General features: G+C 46.3%; 17 protein-coding genes and 1 other annotated feature. Of the genes, 13 read left to right on the top strand and 4 right to left on the bottom strand.

Features of this window, described 5'->3' with window-relative positions:
- Positions 1–15: 15 nt before the first annotated feature.
- Entirely contained in the window at positions 16–1,134 is a 1,119-nt protein-coding gene (locus QNH28_RS04980) for a M23 family metallopeptidase (RefSeq protein WP_283910418.1), read from the bottom strand.
- A 207-nt stretch (positions 1,135–1,341) separates the two neighbouring features.
- Here QNH28_RS04980 and cls point away from each other — a divergent pair, with 207 nt between their 5' ends.
- Together cls and QNH28_RS04990 are read left to right on the top strand one after the other, a co-directional pair.
- Complete coding sequence (cls, locus tag QNH28_RS04985; protein WP_349655034.1) at positions 1,342–2,772, top strand: cardiolipin synthase; 1,431 nt, start codon at positions 1,342–1,344, stop codon at positions 2,770–2,772.
- A gap of 240 nt (positions 2,773–3,012) precedes the next feature.
- Positions 3,013–3,852: a YitT family protein gene (locus QNH28_RS04990; RefSeq protein WP_231573468.1), complete on the top strand. Its 840-nt coding sequence runs from the start codon at positions 3,013–3,015 to the stop codon at positions 3,850–3,852.
- Between the two features lie 192 nt (positions 3,853–4,044).
- On the opposite strand, the gene ligD is transcribed toward QNH28_RS04990, so the two are convergent.
- On the bottom strand, positions 4,045–4,929 hold the full coding sequence (gene ligD / locus QNH28_RS04995) for a non-homologous end-joining DNA ligase (RefSeq protein WP_283910419.1): 885 nt from the start codon (positions 4,927–4,929) through the stop codon (positions 4,045–4,047).
- Positions 4,930–5,075: 146 nt separating this feature from the next.
- Here ligD and QNH28_RS05000 point away from each other — a divergent pair, with 146 nt between their 5' ends.
- From QNH28_RS05000 to QNH28_RS05015, 4 genes are all read left to right on the top strand, one after another.
- On the top strand, positions 5,076–5,654 hold the full coding sequence (locus tag QNH28_RS05000; RefSeq protein ID WP_283910420.1) for an RNA polymerase sigma factor: 579 nt from the start codon (positions 5,076–5,078) through the stop codon (positions 5,652–5,654).
- Positions 5,618–6,802 (top strand): hypothetical protein, encoded by a 1,185-nt coding sequence (locus QNH28_RS05005; RefSeq protein WP_283910421.1) that lies wholly within the window; start codon positions 5,618–5,620, stop codon positions 6,800–6,802. The genes QNH28_RS05000 and QNH28_RS05005 overlap by 37 nt, the downstream gene beginning before the upstream one ends.
- 657 nt (positions 6,803–7,459) lie before the next feature.
- On the top strand, positions 7,460–8,275 hold the full coding sequence (locus QNH28_RS05010; protein ID WP_283910422.1) for a hypothetical protein: 816 nt from the start codon (positions 7,460–7,462) through the stop codon (positions 8,273–8,275).
- Positions 8,276–8,300: 25 nt separating this feature from the next.
- The gene (locus QNH28_RS05015) at positions 8,301–9,101 is read left to right on the top strand and encodes a hypothetical protein (protein WP_283910423.1); all 801 of its coding nucleotides are present in this window, start codon (positions 8,301–8,303) and stop codon (positions 9,099–9,101) included.
- A 47-nt stretch (positions 9,102–9,148) separates the two neighbouring features.
- On the opposite strand, the gene QNH28_RS05020 is transcribed toward QNH28_RS05015, so the two are convergent.
- A complete protein-coding gene (locus QNH28_RS05020; RefSeq protein ID WP_283910424.1) occupies positions 9,149–10,096 on the bottom strand; it encodes an ATP-dependent DNA ligase in 948 nt (315 codons plus the stop codon).
- 12 nt (positions 10,097–10,108) lie between these two features.
- The gene (gene ku / locus QNH28_RS05025; protein ID WP_283910425.1) at positions 10,109–11,080 is read right to left on the bottom strand and encodes a non-homologous end joining protein Ku; all 972 of its coding nucleotides are present in this window, start codon (positions 11,078–11,080) and stop codon (positions 10,109–10,111) included.
- A 139-nt stretch (positions 11,081–11,219) separates the two neighbouring features.
- Here ku and QNH28_RS05030 point away from each other — a divergent pair, with 139 nt between their 5' ends.
- The 7 genes from QNH28_RS05030 (at position 11,220) to QNH28_RS05060 (ending at position 17,154) form a co-directional block, all read left to right on the top strand.
- Positions 11,220–11,390 carry a hypothetical protein gene (locus QNH28_RS05030; RefSeq protein WP_283910426.1) on the top strand — a complete coding sequence of 57 codons (171 nt, stop codon included), beginning with the start codon at positions 11,220–11,222 and terminating at the stop codon, positions 11,388–11,390.
- Positions 11,391–11,421: 31 nt separating this feature from the next.
- Positions 11,422–11,607, top strand: coding sequence for an H-type small acid-soluble spore protein (locus QNH28_RS05035; RefSeq protein WP_283910427.1), 186 nt, complete (start codon positions 11,422–11,424; stop codon positions 11,605–11,607).
- Positions 11,608–11,819: 212 nt separating this feature from the next.
- Positions 11,820–12,302, top strand: a complete 483-nt coding sequence (tsaE, locus tag QNH28_RS05040) for a tRNA (adenosine(37)-N6)-threonylcarbamoyltransferase complex ATPase subunit type 1 TsaE (protein WP_481858358.1) — start codon at positions 11,820–11,822, stop codon at positions 12,300–12,302.
- A gap of 5 nt (positions 12,303–12,307) precedes the next feature.
- On the top strand, positions 12,308–13,141 hold the full coding sequence (gene tsaB / locus QNH28_RS05045) for a tRNA (adenosine(37)-N6)-threonylcarbamoyltransferase complex dimerization subunit type 1 TsaB (protein WP_283910428.1): 834 nt from the start codon (positions 12,308–12,310) through the stop codon (positions 13,139–13,141).
- Positions 13,138–13,662, top strand: coding sequence for a ribosomal protein S18-alanine N-acetyltransferase (rimI, locus tag QNH28_RS05050; RefSeq protein ID WP_283910429.1), 525 nt, complete (start codon positions 13,138–13,140; stop codon positions 13,660–13,662). Before tsaB ends, rimI begins: the two co-directional genes overlap by 4 nt.
- Positions 13,659–14,708, top strand: coding sequence for a tRNA (adenosine(37)-N6)-threonylcarbamoyltransferase complex transferase subunit TsaD (gene tsaD / locus QNH28_RS05055; protein WP_283910430.1), 1,050 nt, complete (start codon positions 13,659–13,661; stop codon positions 14,706–14,708). The genes rimI and tsaD overlap by 4 nt, the downstream gene beginning before the upstream one ends.
- A 388-nt stretch (positions 14,709–15,096) precedes the next feature.
- Positions 15,097–15,380: a binding site (T-box leader), on the top strand.
- 238 nt (positions 15,381–15,618) lie between these two features.
- Positions 15,619–17,154 carry a 2-isopropylmalate synthase gene (locus QNH28_RS05060; RefSeq protein WP_283910431.1) on the top strand — a complete coding sequence of 512 codons (1,536 nt, stop codon included), beginning with the start codon at positions 15,619–15,621 and terminating at the stop codon, positions 17,152–17,154.
- Positions 17,155–17,430: the final 276 nt, after the last annotated feature.

Here is a 17,430-nt window from a genome sequence, read left to right on the forward strand (position 1 = left end):
TTCTGACATTCAGGCTTAGGGTTTAACATAATCCAACGGATCTACAGTTTTATTCTGCTTCACTACCTGAAAATGAAGATGAGGTCCTGTGCTTCGGCCAGTGTTTCCAAGTAAGCCTATCTTCTGACCTTTGTTAACCTTGTCTCCTGGAGATACAATCATTCCCTTCAGATGCATATACCAGGTTTCAAGCCCGTTCGAATGCTTAATCACGATATACTTGCCTCTCGCGCCCATCTGCTCGGCGGTAACGACCTCTCCATCTAAGGCGGCATAAACAGGATCGCCTAAGTTCCCGGCAATATCGACACCCGAATGGAACGCGGATAAACCCTTGAAGGGATCTGTACGATAGCCGAAGCTTGAGGAGATGACCCTGGAATCGGTAGGCCAGAGCACTGCTGCATTTAGTCTGGCTTTTTCAGCTTGAGCCTTTTTTGCTTGTTGATTTGCTTGTACGTTATTGGCATGCTCTGCCAGAGTGATGGTCTGAGTAATACTTTCCACCATTTCATCAAGCATACCGTGGATCTCTTCGAAGTCGTCTTTTGTTTCCTCCACTAGATTCAGCGATTCGTTCTGATAAGCCGCGATATATTCCCCGCCTACCTGTGATGTGATTGTACCTTTAAAGGATGTCTCATTAGGGATTGGCACAGCGTTACGGCTTGATAAGCCTAAGGTTGAGTTTGAAGCGGTTGATCCCGTTTTTGATTCTTTTGTTTCAGCGGCGGAGCCTTTGCTTTTGTTAATCAATGACTGCAACTCCTGTTCCAACGCATTTACACTCTTCAGCTTGTCTTTAATATGATCTGCCTCTTCTGATAGCTCGCTGACTTGAGTACGAAGCTGCATTAGATCCTTATCCTTATCAGCGACCTTCATTTCCATGCGGAGATTGGTTAGTGATAGTGCGGCTGCCTCAGCTTCCAGTTGTGAGATCGACTGTGAGGCATGGAAATGCATAGAGGTGACCAGACTGGAGAGGGACAGGGCTGCTGCTGCCGGCAGGGCGAACGCAAGTGGCTTGGAGATATGGAGTTGTTTGACTGGGCGTCCGGCATCCCTTACGACGAGCAGCGTAATCCGGTTATGATCTGGCTGACTCTTCATGGCTTCTCCTTTCTGCGGCATATGGCAGCCGCCTTACGATACCCGAAGCTAACGACCTTACTTTGATTAGGCTCATCCCGAATTGTCTTACTACTCTATGTATTCCATATCTTTCGGGAACATGACAACGGTTTGTTTGAATAAAGAAAGAGAGTTACGGCAAAACCTGTACTAGAGTCGTCGCAGCGAGTCTATTGCAACTGTTTTATTAATGGAGGGGGTAGGGAATTGAAGACCTTTGCGATAATTCTAAGTCTTTTTATTGTACAGCTCGCAGTTATTGTATTTATGGAGTTCCGTCGGCCGCAAAGGGCTATGGCGTGGTTGTTCATTTCATTCTGTTGTCCGCCGCTGGGTCTGGCATTCTATTATTTTCTGGGCCGTGATTATAGACAGAATCGAAAATTAAACAAAAGATGTACTTCACTCTTTCGTGAAATTCGTTCGCATGTCTCTGGCAATATTAAGGTAGTAAAGGATGTTACTGAGAGTGGAAACGCTCAGTTTGAGAATAATAAAGGTCTATTGGATTTACTCTCGAAAATCGCAGAAGGACCTATTACTGGTCACAACAAGAGCAGGGTATTATCAACTGCTAGAGAAGCGTATGATGCTATGCTGGAAGCTATGGAAGAGGCGAAAGAGCATATACACATGGAATTCTATATTTATCGTGATGATGAGATTGGAGAGCAATTTCAAGATGTTATGATTCGGAAGGCGCGACAGGGCGTTAAGGTACGCTTGCTTTGTGATGGTCTGGGCAGTCATAAATTAAGTCGCAGGTTTATTCGAACGATGAGAAATGCTGGGGTGGAGTTCCACTTTTTTTTACCTCCGATTAGTTCTCTGTTGGACCGTCGTTTTAATTTCCGTAATCATCGGAAGATCCTGGTGGTGGATGGTCTCGTTGGCTTCACGGGTGGAATGAATATAGGGAATGATTATTTGGGGAAGGATCTCAAAATGGGATACTGGCGTGATACCCATCTGCGTCTCGAAGGAGACTCAGTATATTATATTCAGTATGTCTTCTTAAAGGATTGGAGACTGGCCTCTGGCGAAAGTACAAGCCATCCGCGTCTGTTCCCAAAACATAATTGTGAGTCACAAGAAGCCGTGCAGATTGTTGGGAGTGGTCCGGATGCTGCAATGGACGCCTCTCAAGAGATGTATTTTGCCGCCTTATGTGCAGCTAAACAGCGGATTTGGATTACTTCACCATATTTTATTCCTGATCCTGCCATCTGCCGGGCCTTGAAAAGTGCAGTACTTCGCGGAGTGGATGTAAGAATTATCATTCCGGCGAAGCCTGATAATGTGCTTGTCTATCATGCTTCTTTGTCTTATTTAGAAAATTTACAAGATGCAGGAGTGAAATTCTACCGCTATACGAAAGGATTTATGCATGCCAAAATCATGATTATCGATGATCTGCTCGCTACAGTGGGGAGTGCAAATCTGGATATGCGCAGCTTTTATTCTAACTTTGAATTGACTGCTGTACTGCTACATCCTGATGCTATATCCCCACTAGTCACAGGGTTTGAGAAGGATCAAAAGCACAGTGAATTTATAGATCCTGTAAAGTTTAAGGAGAGAGGGAGAGTTGTCAAACTCGGTGAAGGGCTGTGTCAGTTGTTATCTCCGCTATTATGACCGGAAAGAGGACTAAATCTGAACTTTTCGAAGGATATAACGTGTTCCATTCATTATTAGAGCTTATTTTGTGATATAATAATTGTATAAGAAGAAATGTAAGAAAGTATAGATTTTAATTATACTTCCGAATGTTTCAAAACTATACTGTTAAATTGTAGGGGGAGTTCTATGAATGTGAGTCCACAAATGATTGCCAAAGAGGAAAAGAACAAGCTGCAGAAGACCGGAACGCATAAAATGGCTAAGTTCGCGCAGCGAATGATCATGTTGTCCATAGGGGCAGCAATGATGGCTGTTGCACTTGAGATATTCCTCGTACCGAATCAAATGATTGATGGTGGGATTACCGGTATCTCCATTATTTTATCGCATCTATTCGACATTCCTCTGGGGATTTTATTGACGCTGTTAAACCTTCCGTTCTTGTTAATTGGTTATAAGCAAATCGGTAAGACCTTTGCCTTATCTACCTTATATGCTATCGTGCTTATGTCTATTGGTACTTCGATGTTGCATCATGTGAATGCCTTTACGGTTGAGCCTATGCTTGCTGCCGTTTTTGGGGGGATCATTCTTGGTGTAGGTGTAGGGTTAGTAGTACGTTTTGGCGGATCTCTAGATGGTACAGAAATTGTTGCTATTCTAGTAGCCAAGAAGCTTCCCTTCTCTGTAGGTGAAGTTGTTATGTTCTTCAACCTGTTCATCTTATCCGGAGCTGGATTTGTGTTCGGTTGGAATAATGCGATGTTCTCACTAATTGCGTATTACATTGCATTCAAGGTAATTGATATTACACTTGAGGGTCTAGATCAGTCGAAATCGGTATGGATTATTAGTGATAAATTCCGTGATATCGGTGAAGCCTTGACGGAGCGTCTTGGACGTGGTGTTACTTATTTAGATGGAGAAGGCGGATTTTCCGGGGAGAATAAGAAAGTGATCTTCGTGGTTATCACCCGTTTGGAAGAAGCCAAGCTTAAATCCATTGTTGAGGATTGGGATACTGGTGCATTCATCGCAATAGGTAACATTCATGATGTTAAAGGTGGCCGTTTCAAGAAGAAAGCAATTCATTAGAGTATTATTAACTGAAAGAAGGTATTTTTACGAATAATGGAGCAATAAATACGGTGAGCAAGACTCAATATGCCGTATTCTTAAACAATATACCTTCTGTCCTTGAGTGGGACGCCTGATAAGCCCGAAGCATGAATTGATGCTGCGGGCTTATTGCTGTTTTAGGAGCTTTTTATCTATAGCAATATGCAACTATGGAAGCTTAGCGATGACCTGTTCGACGGGCTGTGGTGGCACTTTTTCTAGAAGGTCACCCATGCGTTGCAGGCGTTCTTCAATATTAAGCAGATGAAAATCAGCAGGAGATACGTTCTGTTGAACCTCTGCCCAGAGCAATGGTGTGGATACCGTAGCAAGCGGCCTGGCACGTGGGGTGTAAGGTGCAGCTAATGTTTTACCACTATAATGCTGGAGATAGTCAAAATAGATTTTATCTCCGCGATTCTTCTTCAGACGCTCCAAGGTGAATAAATCGGGGTGCTTCTCGGTAACATACCGGCCGACAAAGTGTCCGATTTTTCGCAATCCATCAAAAGTAACGCCAGTCCCGATAGGAACGATGATTTGCACCCCAGTAGCGCCGGAGGTTTTGGGCACAGAGGATAATCCAAGGGAGGTTAGGACCGTCCCTACGATTGCAGTTGCTTCCATGATACGGGGCTCGACCTCACGTGACGGGTCTAGATCAATCATCCATTCACAAGGCAGATCGCTGCCTACATAATGCAAAGAAGGATGGAACTCCAAAGCAGCCAGATTTCCCAGCCAGATCAGCTCAGGTAAACCTTGCAGCTTGATATAGTTAATATTCTCGTGAACAGCGGTTTGAACAAAGGTTGGAAGAGGATCAGGTGCATTTTTCTGATAAAAGGACATCCCAGAGATCCCGTGCGGATAACGAATAACGGTAAGCAGCCGATCTCGACAATAACGCAGCAGGTAGGGGGAGAGAGCGGCAAGCTTTTCCAGATAGATCCGCTTCGTAATCCCGCAATCAGGCCATAGTAGCTTCTCTGGGTTGGTAATGGTGATCTCTTGGCCTTCTACGGTAATTGTACCTTTGATGGCTGCTGGCATCCTGAACCTCCTCTTTGTTATAGGAATGAGGGTATTATGTGCCAGTCTGTTTCTTTTCATGAAAAAAATATTTCCAAAGTGTCCCTTTTGAATGATCATAAGAGTTATAGAGTTATACGGTTATGTGAAAGGGGAGTTTGCTGATTTTGGACGGGATCGAACACACCGTCGTTCGGGTGCAGGCAGGCGAGGTAGAGTCCTATGCCCTTATCGTCGAAGCTTATCAAAAGCCGATTTACCGCTATTGCAGCCGGCTGCTTGGGAGCCGTACGGAAGCGGAGGATGCGGTGCAGGATATTCTGGTGAAGGCATATCAGCATATAGGCACATATCGTCCTATCGCGAGCTTTTCTTCCTGGTTATATAAAATTGCTTATCATCATTGCCTCAGCCTGATCCGCAAACGTCAAAGACATTTGAAGATTATGGCGCTTTTTCAACCAGATCCGCCTGCAGAAAGCCCGGAACAGTTGATGGACCGTTACATATTTAATGAACATCTGACTTTTGCCCTCGCGAAGCTGAAGACAGAGGAGCGAAACTTGTTAGTGCTGCGAATCTTTGAGGAACAGAGCTTCCCGGAAATTGCGGAGATCCTCGATAAGAATACTGATGCTGTGAAGAAGAAATACAGGCGTACAATTACGAAGCTTGGCAAAATGATGAATGCTCAGAAAGGGGGGACGGAATGGTGGGGCAACGAAGCTGTGTTGAAGAGAAAATGATAAAGAAAATGGACGCATTGGGGAACTGTGATGAACTAGATGTAAAAGCAGCAGTTATGAAGCGGGTAAGGGTAATTCATGATCAACAGAAAACGATGGGCGGGGAAATGACGAATCTCAGAGACGAGCTGGAGTCATTCTCAGAGCCGGGAGATCCCGTTATGCAGAAGCAAGCGAAGATACTCCCACATCCATCTAAATTTAGAAAAAGACTTCTCTCAGGGGTCTCCGCAGCTGTATTGCTGGGGATGATCGGATTTGGAGCCCTTCAGCTGTCTGGACTTGGAGGTTTAACGGAACATGGTAGCCAGTCTACAATTGATATCACCAAGCCTCCGGATGGAGCTATTACATTAGTGAACAGCGGAGGGAAGGCTGTTGTACAGACGGTGCACTATAATACCCCTGTTCCTTCGACCTCTCCTGCGATAGAGAAGTATCTGAGTTTATTAGCGACTTATAAAGAGCAGGTGGTTGCTCACTTGAATGCTGGAGAAATGGCTGCTTATTATGTGAATGATACTGAGTTTACTAAGTTGGCCAAAGGCTTAGGCTATGGAAATGAGTTGCAGTTCGCTTTCAGTTCTCCGGTGTATTCTAAATATCAAGATTTCGTAAAAGAATTAAAAGGGACTGGTGATTTCTGGCCCGAGCTGCCTTCCATACTTGCTAATGGTTATGAATTTGAGCAAGCCACTTTTAAAGCCGCCTCTCCTTACATGTCGATAAGCACGGAATATAAAGAAATGCTTGAACAACTTCAAAAGAAAGCTAAGGACAATAAAACAGGCCAAAAGCTGTTTATGGAGAAGATCGCTGTGAATGCCATAGAGAGTGCTGAGGTTACCTACCATAAGGGGGATCAAAGAATTACACTATCCTTAATGCAGAGTGCTTCTAGGGGTTATCCAACGCAAGTGTCTATCTTGGAAGGTCAGACTGCCGAAAAATGGTCTATGACAGGTACTGGTAAAGAAGCAGTTTTTATCGCAGCGAGTACAGAAAAGGGGGAGCAGACTTGGTCTTCCCGGAATCTTTTGTATTGGTATGATGAAGCCAGCCAGACGCTTCGTAGTCTAAATGATGGACTGAATGACAGCTTGACCCGTGAACAATGGCAAGTGATTGCCAATAGTTTTATTCGCTAGCTACAGCTGTTCTAGCTGTACATTATGAGAAGCTGTCTCAAAAGTAGTGAAATCTACTTAGGAGGCAGCTTTTTTTATAGAATAGGAAAAGTAATGGATTTTACTGTGCCATGTGACGATATGCCACGCGTAGTGTTCTATGCTACTGGTTGGGGCGATGTGCTATGTGCTATGTGTGATTTACTTGCGGCTTGCAGTAGATGATTTGTGGAATTAGTGGTATATGTGACGGTGGACTATGGGCGATACGTTCTGTGTTTGTGCAATGTATAGAATGCTTTAAACTAATTAGGGAAAAACTCCCTAAAAATAACCGATATTCGCTCTAAATGAACGAAATCAGGGAATTCCTCCCTAATAATCATAGGAATTTCTTTATTCGTTGCCGAATAGGCCAAATTTCAGGGAAGTTTTCCCTAATTATAAGTCCGATGAACAGAAATCTCTGAATTTTAGGGAGAAATTCCCTAATTACTCTATAGGTGTTTCACATATTGCATCACTTGGCGCGTCACTTGTAATGTTAAGAACAAAAAAAGAGGCTGTCCCAAAAGCCATGATGGTTGCTTGGGGCGGCCTCTTTTTTTGTAAGAAAAAGTCCCTTTTTCGCATGCTGGAGTGTTATAGAAGTGTAGTTAGAAGGAGGTGATTTAGAAATTGAAGCTAAATGATGAACTCAAAAAAACACTGATCGCGCTCTCAGCAGCAACCTTGTTAGGAACAGGAGTAGTTATGAGTGGGGTTGCGCCTGGCTTCTCCCTTTCGGTCGCCGCTGCCTCTGGACAGCAGACTGCAGTTCCAACCGATCAGAAGCTCCAGAAGGAACTGCAGGCCCTGGTAGCGGGATTGAAGGAAGGTACGTACTTGGCCTATTACGTACGTGATAAAGTCTCCAACCCTCAGGATACGATCAGCTTCTCTGGCAAAGGGTTTGTTTTTAAAGACTACAAATCCTTTGCAGCTAAATTCAAAGGGTTGAAGGGCCCAGCTACTCCACAGCCCGGAAATCTTCCTAAAGGCTTCGCTCTGGCGACAGCCATCATTTATCCACCGTCTGTAGCAAACGATTCAGAGCTGTATTTACAATTAGAGCAGGAACTAAAGGCAGCAGCGGCAGCAGGTGATCCCAACAAACAGTTGTTTAGCAAGATCATTAGTTGGAACCAGACGAATTTGTCTATGCAGCTGTATGCCAAAGGAAAAGCCAATTTTAGTATTGTAACTGGAGCACCGCCCGCCAAACTCCCCGAAGGAGCTGTGCCTTTTGTACGAGCTTCGGAAACTAAGAAAGAACTGAAGGTCAACGGTAGGAAAGTAATTCTTACTACCGATTCCGCTAAAGATGCAAGCTTCAACACTAAGCTAGTGTGGCTGGATAAATCAGGCGCGATACAATATACCCTTTCAGACAATCGGGTCAGTAAGCTGACGACAAATGAAATGTTGGCTGTAGCTAAAAGCATGATCAAATAACCAAGGGTTAAAGGAGGATATTATAATGATTATTAAAAAAAGTGCGGCCATCACGGCTTTGAGCCTGATAGTGTTAATGAGCGCGGTAAGTGGAACAGCAGGCGCAGTGCCTGCGGGGAGCAATAATAAAAGCAAAGGTACGGTTCCGGTTGAGCAGAAATCACCACCGGTATCGCCAACGATTAAGGATTTGATTGCCAAAGAATATGCTGTTCCCCTACAAGCGGGAGAAATTAAGGCTCTCTATGTTAATGACAAAAAATCTAATCCAGAGGAAGATTTGAGTGTAAGCTATATGCCATACAGATTCAGCTCTATAAACGAAGCAGCACAGAAGCTATCTTCATTAACTGGGAATTCACTCCTGATACCCGCTGCTCTACCAGACGAATATAAGTTGCAGGATGTCGTTTTAAATCCAGTGCTTCCGAAGTTTTTCAGTACAGAGTATAAAACCCTCAGAGATCAGGTGAAAGCTAAAGCACAAGCTGCTGGTAAAAAAGTGATTTCACAAAGCTTAAAATGGAGCGATACAGAAACCTCTATCACTTATCTGCGAAATGGGGAGAGATTGAATCTAAAATCAGCTCCAGCGTATACACTTCCGGAAGGAGTTACTTTAGCGCAGCTGCCTGGTGACCAGGATGAAAATTTGACCATCAACGGGATTGAAGCAGTCTACACGGTGTTTGGTCCTCACCATGGAGATCTAAAAGTCCAGCTTGTATGGTCCAGTGCGGATGGAAGTATTGATTATACGCTGACGAATACGAGAAATACTGCGCAGACAAAAGCAGAGCTGGAGGCTATTGTAACGAGCCAATAAGAAACGTCCTCTCGATAAATTCGGGAGGACGTTTTTTTGGAAAGAGTTTATCCTTTTTGCTCCATAGTGCATGATTCCGGGGGAAGATCTACCCTAGCTTGAGTAACAGGCTGGCGCAGAGTGCCTGAGGTATTCCATTCCAGAAAATGAACTTTGAAGACAAGCTTCGGTTTTATCCAAAAAGCACCCTTCCCTCGCTGGGGATCAGCTGTAAAGGGCATTTGATCTATTTTTAAATGCTGTACCTCTGCAGTTAAGTCGCGTTTATCCTGTACAGTCAATTTTCCTGGCCCGGCGTGTCCGATATAATGCAAATTCCCTTTATCATCATACAGCCCAAGAAGGAGCGCATTGACGATGCCGTCACGGAAGGTTACACCCCCGGCTACTGCCGTAATATCCGAAATGATTTTGCGTTTCTGCCAGCGCTTATCTTTTCCACCCGGAGCATAAGTACTGTTGATGTCCTTGCAGACGATACCCTCCAAGCTCTGACCCTGAGCGGCGGCGAACAGTTCAGTAGGATCTGTATAACTGGGTACGGCCTGTACGTGGGGATGCGGCAGCAGAATATCGCTTAGCAGCTGCTGCCGCAAGAATAAAGGCTGATCCATCGTCGATTGGCCATTGTAGAACAGAATATCAAAAATCATATAAATGACAGGAACCTGATACCTAACGACGGAAATGGTGGAGCCATTCTTTAAGCTGTCCCTCCGCATCACCTCGTGAAATGAGGGCTTGCCTTCCTTGAGTGCGATGATCTCACCATCAAGAATAGCGGAATCAGCCTTGCAGTAAGCAGATACATCAGTAAGCTCAGGGTATTGCGCTGTACGGTGATTGCCACGTCTGTTAATAAGCTGAGTATTGCTTCCGTCGTAATAGGACAACATGCGAACGCCATCCCATTTAATTTGTGCAATCCACTGGTTGCCTGCAGGAAGCTGCCCAGCCAGTATGGGTTCAAAAGGAATAATAGGCTGAAGCTTCATCAGCAGAGCCTCCTAAGATACGGTTGTTTTACTTTTTGGGCTGCGGCGTTTCGGTTTTGGTGCGATGACAGGAATAGGTCCAGAAGCCTCGTTCTGTTGCTCGGCAGGCTCGGCTGCTGCTGCTTTGGTCTTGGATGTTTTTCTTTTGGCAGCCGGAGTTGCTTTAGTCTTGGTCTTCTTAGTCCCTGATAATGAAGGACCAGGATCTGTAGGAATATGCTGTACAGCCTGAATACTGGCCTGTAATGCAGCCATTAGATCAATCACATTGCTCTCCTGCTTGGCGGGAGCGATATGAAATTCTTCGCCTGCAATTTTATGGGAGATCAGATCAAGCATACGCTGGCGATAATCATCGGTATATTTTGCCGGATCAAAAGGCGTAGACAGCTGGGAAATTAGCAGCTTGGCCATATCCAGCTCTTTATCATTTACCGTTCCTGCTTCGGGCAGGCCAGGCACTTGCGAGACCGGTCGCACTTCATCAGGATAAAAAATAGTCTCGATGGCGAGGCAATCCTCCAGCACACGAATCGCAGCCAGACTGCTTTTCGAGCGAATCGAAATTTTGGCGATGCCAATTTTACCTGTCTGCCGCATGGCCTCCATTAGAAGCCGATATGCATTTGAACCTGCCTGATCCGGGGATAAGTAATAGGTCTTTTGAAAATAAATCGGATCAATCTCTGTCAGGTCAACAAAATCGAGAATGGTAATGCTTTTGCTGCTTTCGTCGGTCAACTGATCCAGTTCTTCTTTTTCGAAGAGAACAAATTTCCCTTTTTCATATTCATAACCTTTACCGATTTCTTCCCACGCTACCTCTTTGTCACACACTGGACATTTTCGCACATACGACAGTGGGCTGCCGCATTCCTTATGGATATAACGCAGAGAAATGTCTTTATCTTCCGTAGCGGAGAACATTTTAACCGGAACATGCACTAGCCCGAAGCTGATGGCTCCTTTCCAAACGGTATGCATGAGAAACGCCTCCTGATCTAAGTTATTTGCTTTGGGTTAGTATGAGGCAGGACAGGCTTTTCTAGCCGGGTGCATTTTTTGAGAAGCATGGGAAAATATATAATCAGGCCTATAAAGCTGAGGAGGAGAATGCAAAGGAATGGAACCAAGAGGTAACGATTGGAGCGATGCACTAAGCGAGCAGGATATTCCAGCAACAGTTGTGGATTGGGATAGCATTATTGCTCCCCCGGAGGCTAGTCAGGTATCCGATTCGGAGAAGCTGGATGCAGAACGAACCCTCGAAGATACATCACCCTTAGAATCGTAAACTTTGGGAACAATAAAGGAGGAGAACAGTTGTGGATGTCAAACGAGCACAGGATATTTATGCTTCTAAAGAGACAGTGAGTGTACATTTGGATGGAGAACCGGTGTGGATTGAGCATGTGGATGCACAGAACGGAATGGCTACGGTGCAAGTAGGTTCAAGACCAACCAATACGCATACAGTAGGCGTGGAACGGTTAGAGGAGAAAGAGCATTAACAGTTGTCTACTCGTAGCGTATGAAAAAGCAGGATCAACCCTTCATAAAAGAGACTCTTTATGCTTACTTTTGCGTAGAGGTCTCTTTTTCTATTGTTGGAATACTGGCATGCAAGAATGAATAGGGACAGTTGTTGCGGTGGATGGAGCATACCGATATAATTAAATGTAATGGTTTTCGACAGGTATATTGTAAAAGGTGGTAGTTGTAGTTGGACAATACAGACGAAACGGTGTTTACATACCGTTCTTATAGCCTGCAGGATACGGAGCTACTCGCAAGTACCATAGCTGCTGCTTCTACCGCAGGGATGGTTATTGGTTTGGATGGTGATTTAGGCGCAGGAAAAACGGCATTCTCGCAAGGGTATGCTCGGCATCTCGGTGTAAAGGGGATCGTAAACAGTCCTACTTTTACAATTATTAAAGAGTACGAGGGCCGTCTGCCGCTTTATCATATGGATGTATATCGGATTTCGCTTCAGGAAGCGGACGAGCTAGGACTAGATGAGTATTTCTACGGGCAAGGTGTCTGCTTAGTGGAATGGAGCAGTATTATTACGGATTTAATGCCGCCGCGGCATATGCATATATACATGGAAACAGTGGGGCCAGATGAAAGAATGATTACGGTGACCGGAATCGGGGAGCCATATGGTGAGCTTTGCCGGCAGCTGATCCAGAAGTGGGGTTAAGGAAGATGACGAATCAGAATACAGAGCCGCGCAAGCGGCTTTTAGCGCTGGATACATCAACTGCAGTATTAGGCGTGGCAGTTACTGAGAATGGGGAACTACTGCATGAAATAAATGCTTCCGGAGAACGGAATCATTCGGTGCATTTACTGCCGATCATAGAGCAGGCGCTGCAAGCTACCGGAACTACTGCGGACATGCTGGGCGGGATTTCTGTTGGTGTGGGTCCTGGATCGTATACGGGAACGCGAATCGCAGTTACCGCTGCCAAAACACTCGCCTGGGCTTGGAATGTTCCTGTAGTTGGCATTTCGAGTCTACATGCAGTGGCATGGGGCGGATATCAAACAGCCCTCAAGAATAAGATGCAAGAAGAAGTAGGACAGGTCAATGCGATTAGTGGCTACGGGCCTGATTGGATCATTCCACTAATGGATGCACGTCGGGGACAGGTGTATACAGGACTGTTCGCAGCTGAGGGAAATAATGCTCCTAGCCGTCTTGAGCCTGATGCTATTCGCCTAATGGCAGATTGGGTGGAGTACTTAGGTGAACGTTTAGAACAGGCGGCAGTCGAGGGGAATAAGCCGGCTGTCCTATGGTTTGTCGGAGAGACTGCTGTACATGGCAGTGAGGAATCGCTTCGTCCACTAACGGATCTTGGTATTTCTATAGCAGTTCCTTATGAAATGGAAGGCCGCTGGACTGGATTTCTTGGAGAAGCGCGGCTGCAGGTAGGGAATGATGATATCCATAGTTTGATCCCTAACTATACTCAGATTTCAGAAGCGGAGGCCAATCTGCGGTTAAGCAGAGAAGGGGGCTTAAAGAAACCATGACGGAAGCGGAATCAATGAGAGCTCAGGAGGCTGAACTTGTTTTTCGTTTAATGAAGCTTACGGATATTCCTGACATTCTTATCATTGAACGGGAAGCCTTTACGATGCCTTGGACAGAGGAAGCTTTTCGCAACGAGCTGACGCATAATCATTTTGCAAAATATATGGTTATGGAGCTGGCAGGTCATATTATCGGTTATGCCGGTATGTGGGCCATCGTGGATGAGGCGCATGTGACGAATATAGCCTTGCTCGAAGCCTATCGTGGACGTAAATGGGGAGAGCGCCTGCTGGAAGAGCTTATGAAGACGGCGTCTTATGTGGGGATGAAATCCATCACACTTGAAGTACGAGTATCGAACGAGGTAGCACAGAATTTATATCGTAAAAAAGGCTTTCGTTCTGCCGGCACACGCAAAGGATACTATTCCGATAATCGCGAGGATGCGCTCATTATGTGGGCGGATCTGCCAGAGTACGAGGAGCATGGCAATATGGAAGGAAGCGTGGAATTGAAATGAAGACAGAAACGGGCGCAACTCAGCCTGTACTAATACTTGCTATTGAGACGAGTTGTGATGAAACGTCGGTGGCTGTAGTCAAGGATGGCTCTGAAGTGTTATCCAATATCATCTCGAGTCAGATTGAGACACATCGCGCCTTCGGGGGTGTGGTACCAGAAGTGGCTTCCCGTAAGCATGTGGAAGTAATTACACTGGTGATAGAAGAGGCACTCGCTACAGCAGGGGTTACACCAGACCAACTGTCGGCGGTGGCGGTTACGCAAGGCCCAGGTCTGGTGGGGGCTTTACTTGTCGGGGTAGTAGCTGCCAAGAGTCTTGCCCTCGCATGGGGTAAGCCGTTAATTGGCACACATCATATTGCAGGACATATTTATGCTAACCGTTTAGTGGCAGAGCTGCAGTATCCATGTATGACACTAGTGGTATCCGGCGGACATACTGAACTGGTTCATATGGAGCGGGAGGGTGAATTTCGAATTATCGGACGTACCCGTGATGATGCCGTAGGTGAAGCATATGATAAAGTGGCACGAGCACTAGGATTCCCTTATCCCGGTGGACCTCATGTGGATCGTCTGGCCCGCGAGGCGACTGAGGTTGTACCGTTACCAAGGGTATGGCTGGAGCCGGGTTCTTATGATTTTAGCTTCAGTGGCTTAAAGTCGGCTGTGCTGAACGTTGTGAATCAGAGCAAGATGAAGGGTCTCACACCAGATGTGGCAGGCATCGCCCGTGGGTTCCAAGAATCTGTGGTTGAGGTGCTGGTGGAGAAAGCGGTACGTGCTGTTAAAGCTACTAGCTCCAAGCAGTTGTTGCTGTGTGGAGGTGTAGCTGCTAATGCTGGACTGCGCTCGGCATTGATCTCGCGCTGTGAAGCGGAAGGTATTGAGCTTATTATTCCACCTCCGGTATACTGCACGGATAATGCAGCTATGATTGGCGCTGCTGCATACGTGAAGTGGCAGCATGATGGCGGTACGCCTCTGGATATGGTTGCAGACCCTGGGTTCTCACTGGAACAATGGTCTGTATCCGCCTATTGACATCATTTGGGGCTACGGGTATAATCAGTTCAATTATACAAGGAAACGCGATGAGCGGAAGTAGTAAGGATACTCTGGGATAAGAGAGCTGCGGGTAGGTGCGACGCAGTCGAAGGAGACCTGAACTCGTCTGGGAGCGGAACGGTGGAAGCATTACCGGCAATTGTCGCCGGAACGTTCGTACACCGTCTACGGGTAACCTCCGTGAAAGGGTGGTCGAGTATCTAACATACTGGACCGTAGAGTGGATGTTCAATTGGAATCGGCAGTAATTTAACCGGTACAGAGCATCAACAAGAGTGGTACCGCGAAGGTTAACAGCCTGTCGTCTCTTGAATGAGATGGCAGGCTTTTTTGTATGGATTTTGAGTAGTGAGTAATGTATATGATACACGCTAAGAACGGGAGTAATAGAGATTAACGGTGATCAGAGAGCTGCGGGGTGGTGCGACGCAGTCACCGGATGTCTTGAATCTCGCCCGGGAGCGGAGCGGCGGAAAGAAGAGTACGCTGCCTACGGCTGTCCCCGTTATCGGACCTTCCCGGTCCTATCCTGATATCCTCAGGATGGACTGGGAAGAGGAGCTGGACGCAGCTTAATGGCTTGATTATACTTATAGCCTATGCGTCAAAAAGAGTGGTACCGCGGAGGGGTAACCCGCCGTCTCTTTATTAGAGACGGCGGGTTTTTGCGTTCTTATAGGAGCGATTCGGGTTACGGACTCAGCGCTACATAAGACGCCAAGAGTGAACCCCCTGCACATTCCAAATGTGCAGAGGATTCATTCGTATCAGCTGCCGGCAGCAGTGGGTGGGGAATTTAGCAGGATCACAAGTCGACGTGTGGCTCTGCGCTGAAGCATAGGCTAGAGGTAAGGAATCCAATAAGAGGAAAACAGGAGGAATTCAGATGATTATTCCAGTAAAGAAACGTATACAAATTTTTGATACGACTCTGCGAGACGGTGAACAGGCTCCGGGTGCAAGTCTGACCCCAGAGCAAAAAATACTTCTGGCCTATAAGCTCGCAGATCTGGGTGTTGATGTGATGGAGCCTGGATTTCCGATCTCGAGCCCTGGTGATTTTGCAGCAGTACAGACGATTTCGCGTAAAGTACGAAATGTGGAAATTTGCGGTTTTGCACGGGCGGTTAAAGGGGATATTGACGCGGCAGTCCGGGCAACCCAAGATGCTGAACGCCGGCGGATTCACCTGTTCATCTCCTCTTCTGATATTCATTTGCAGCATCAATTGCGTATGAGCAGAGCTGAAGTCGTAGCTAAAGCCCGCGAGATGACGGCTTATGCGCGTCAATTCTCTGATGTCGTTGAATTCACGGCGATGGATGCTGCGCGAACAGGAATCGATGATCTGATTGAAATGATTGAAGCTGTTATTGAGGAAGGCGCTTCTATTATCAATCTGCCCGATACGGTCGGTTACGCATTGCCGCATGAATATGGGGAAATGTTCCGACGCGTGCGGCTTGGAGCAAGAGGTGGAGACACGGTAAGCTATAGTGCCCATTGTCACAATGATTTGGGGCTGGCTGTAGCTAACAGTCTGGCCGCCATTGATGGAGGCGCGACACAGATCGAAGTCACTGTAAATGGAGTAGGCGAGCGTACCGGGAACTGCGCGCTAGAAGAGCTTGTAATGGCGCTCGAAACTCGCGGGGATGCGATTGGAGCAGAAACAGGCATCGTGCTGGGTAAACTGTATGATACTTCGCGGCTGATTAGCGGAGCGATGCATTTTCCAATCGCCTATAACAAGCCAGTCGTCGGAAGAAATGCCTTCCAGCATGAGTCTGGAATTCATCAGGATGGCCTGCTCAAGGATCGTAGCACCTATGAGATTATGGATCCGGAGCGGCTGGGCATCCCACGTAGCATGATCATTCTTGGCAAGCATTCTGGCAGACATGCACTGAAGGACCGGGCGGCGAAGTATGGTATTACACTGGAGCCTGCGGAGCTGGATGCACTTTATGAATCATTTAAAGAGACCGCTGACCGTCAAAAGGTAGTCAGTGATGACCAGTTGCTGCAAATGGTGAGCAGTACTACCGGACAGCAAGCTCAGGTCTATGAACTGGGAGAGGTTCAAGTATTGGCAGGTAGTGCCCAGCGCCGGGTGGCCGCAGTTACGGTTCGCCATTTGAAGTCTGGACAGGAAACTTCTCATACTAGTACAGGGGATGGTCCGCTTGAGGCTATTATCGCTGCTATTGGGCAAGGGATCTCAGAGGACATCGATTTTGCGGGACTTGAGCTGCATTCACTCGGAAGTGGAGAGAACGCCCAAGCAGAAGCGGCTGTGATGGTAGAGTGGGAAGGTCTTAAATTCAGAGGCACAGCTACGCATCAAGATATTATCATGGCAGCGGGGATTGCCTATATTGCAGCTTGTAACGCTGCGCTGCTCTCTACACAGATCGTTTAATATATGAGGGACCCGCTGTCTGATTTAGTGATAGCGGGTTCTTTTTTAGCAGATAATGAGGGGTTCTTGGAGCGATTACGTCTTTTGTCAAGTTGTGGACAACGTTATCCACATATTCTGTCTGAGTTGTGTAAAAAGTGAGTAAAATCAGCAATGTCAGCTGTTTTTAAAATGCCCTTATAACCATTTTTGTTAGCAATGAAACCTTGTGGGAATTGTGGATAATGTGGATAATTCGGTGGATAATAATTCCTGTACTCCGAAAATACCGATTTA

This window comes from Paenibacillus sp. G2S3 (assembly GCF_030123105.1).
Lineage (GTDB): Bacteria > Bacillota > Bacilli > Paenibacillales > Paenibacillaceae > Paenibacillus_AQ.

What these genes read in the sequence shown, in the direction of transcription:
- QNH28_RS04980 (WP_283910418.1), bottom strand. Translation starts at nt 1,134, where the DNA reads ATGCCGCAGAAAGGAGAAGCCATGAAGAGTCAGCCAGATCATAACCGG.
- QNH28_RS04990 (WP_231573468.1), top strand. Translation starts at nt 3,013, where the DNA reads ATGGCTAAGTTCGCGCAGCGAATGATCATGTTGTCCATAGGGGCAGCA.
- ligD (WP_283910419.1), bottom strand. Translation starts at nt 4,929, where the DNA reads ATGCCAGCAGCCATCAAAGGTACAATTACCGTAGAAGGCCAAGAGATC.
- QNH28_RS05005 (WP_283910421.1), top strand. Translation starts at nt 5,618, where the DNA reads ATGGTGGGGCAACGAAGCTGTGTTGAAGAGAAAATGATAAAGAAAATG.
- QNH28_RS05015 (WP_283910423.1), top strand. Translation starts at nt 8,301, where the DNA reads ATGATTATTAAAAAAAGTGCGGCCATCACGGCTTTGAGCCTGATAGTG.
- QNH28_RS05020 (WP_283910424.1), bottom strand. Translation starts at nt 10,096, where the DNA reads ATGAAGCTTCAGCCTATTATTCCTTTTGAACCCATACTGGCTGGGCAG.
- ku (WP_283910425.1), bottom strand. Translation starts at nt 11,080, where the DNA reads ATGCATACCGTTTGGAAAGGAGCCATCAGCTTCGGGCTAGTGCATGTT.
- QNH28_RS05030 (WP_283910426.1), top strand. Translation starts at nt 11,220, where the DNA reads ATGGAACCAAGAGGTAACGATTGGAGCGATGCACTAAGCGAGCAGGAT.
- tsaB (WP_283910428.1), top strand. Translation starts at nt 12,308, where the DNA reads ATGACGAATCAGAATACAGAGCCGCGCAAGCGGCTTTTAGCGCTGGAT.
- rimI (WP_283910429.1), top strand. Translation starts at nt 13,138, where the DNA reads ATGACGGAAGCGGAATCAATGAGAGCTCAGGAGGCTGAACTTGTTTTT.
- tsaD (WP_283910430.1), top strand. Translation starts at nt 13,659, where the DNA reads ATGAAGACAGAAACGGGCGCAACTCAGCCTGTACTAATACTTGCTATT.
- QNH28_RS05060 (WP_283910431.1), top strand. Translation starts at nt 15,619, where the DNA reads ATGATTATTCCAGTAAAGAAACGTATACAAATTTTTGATACGACTCTG.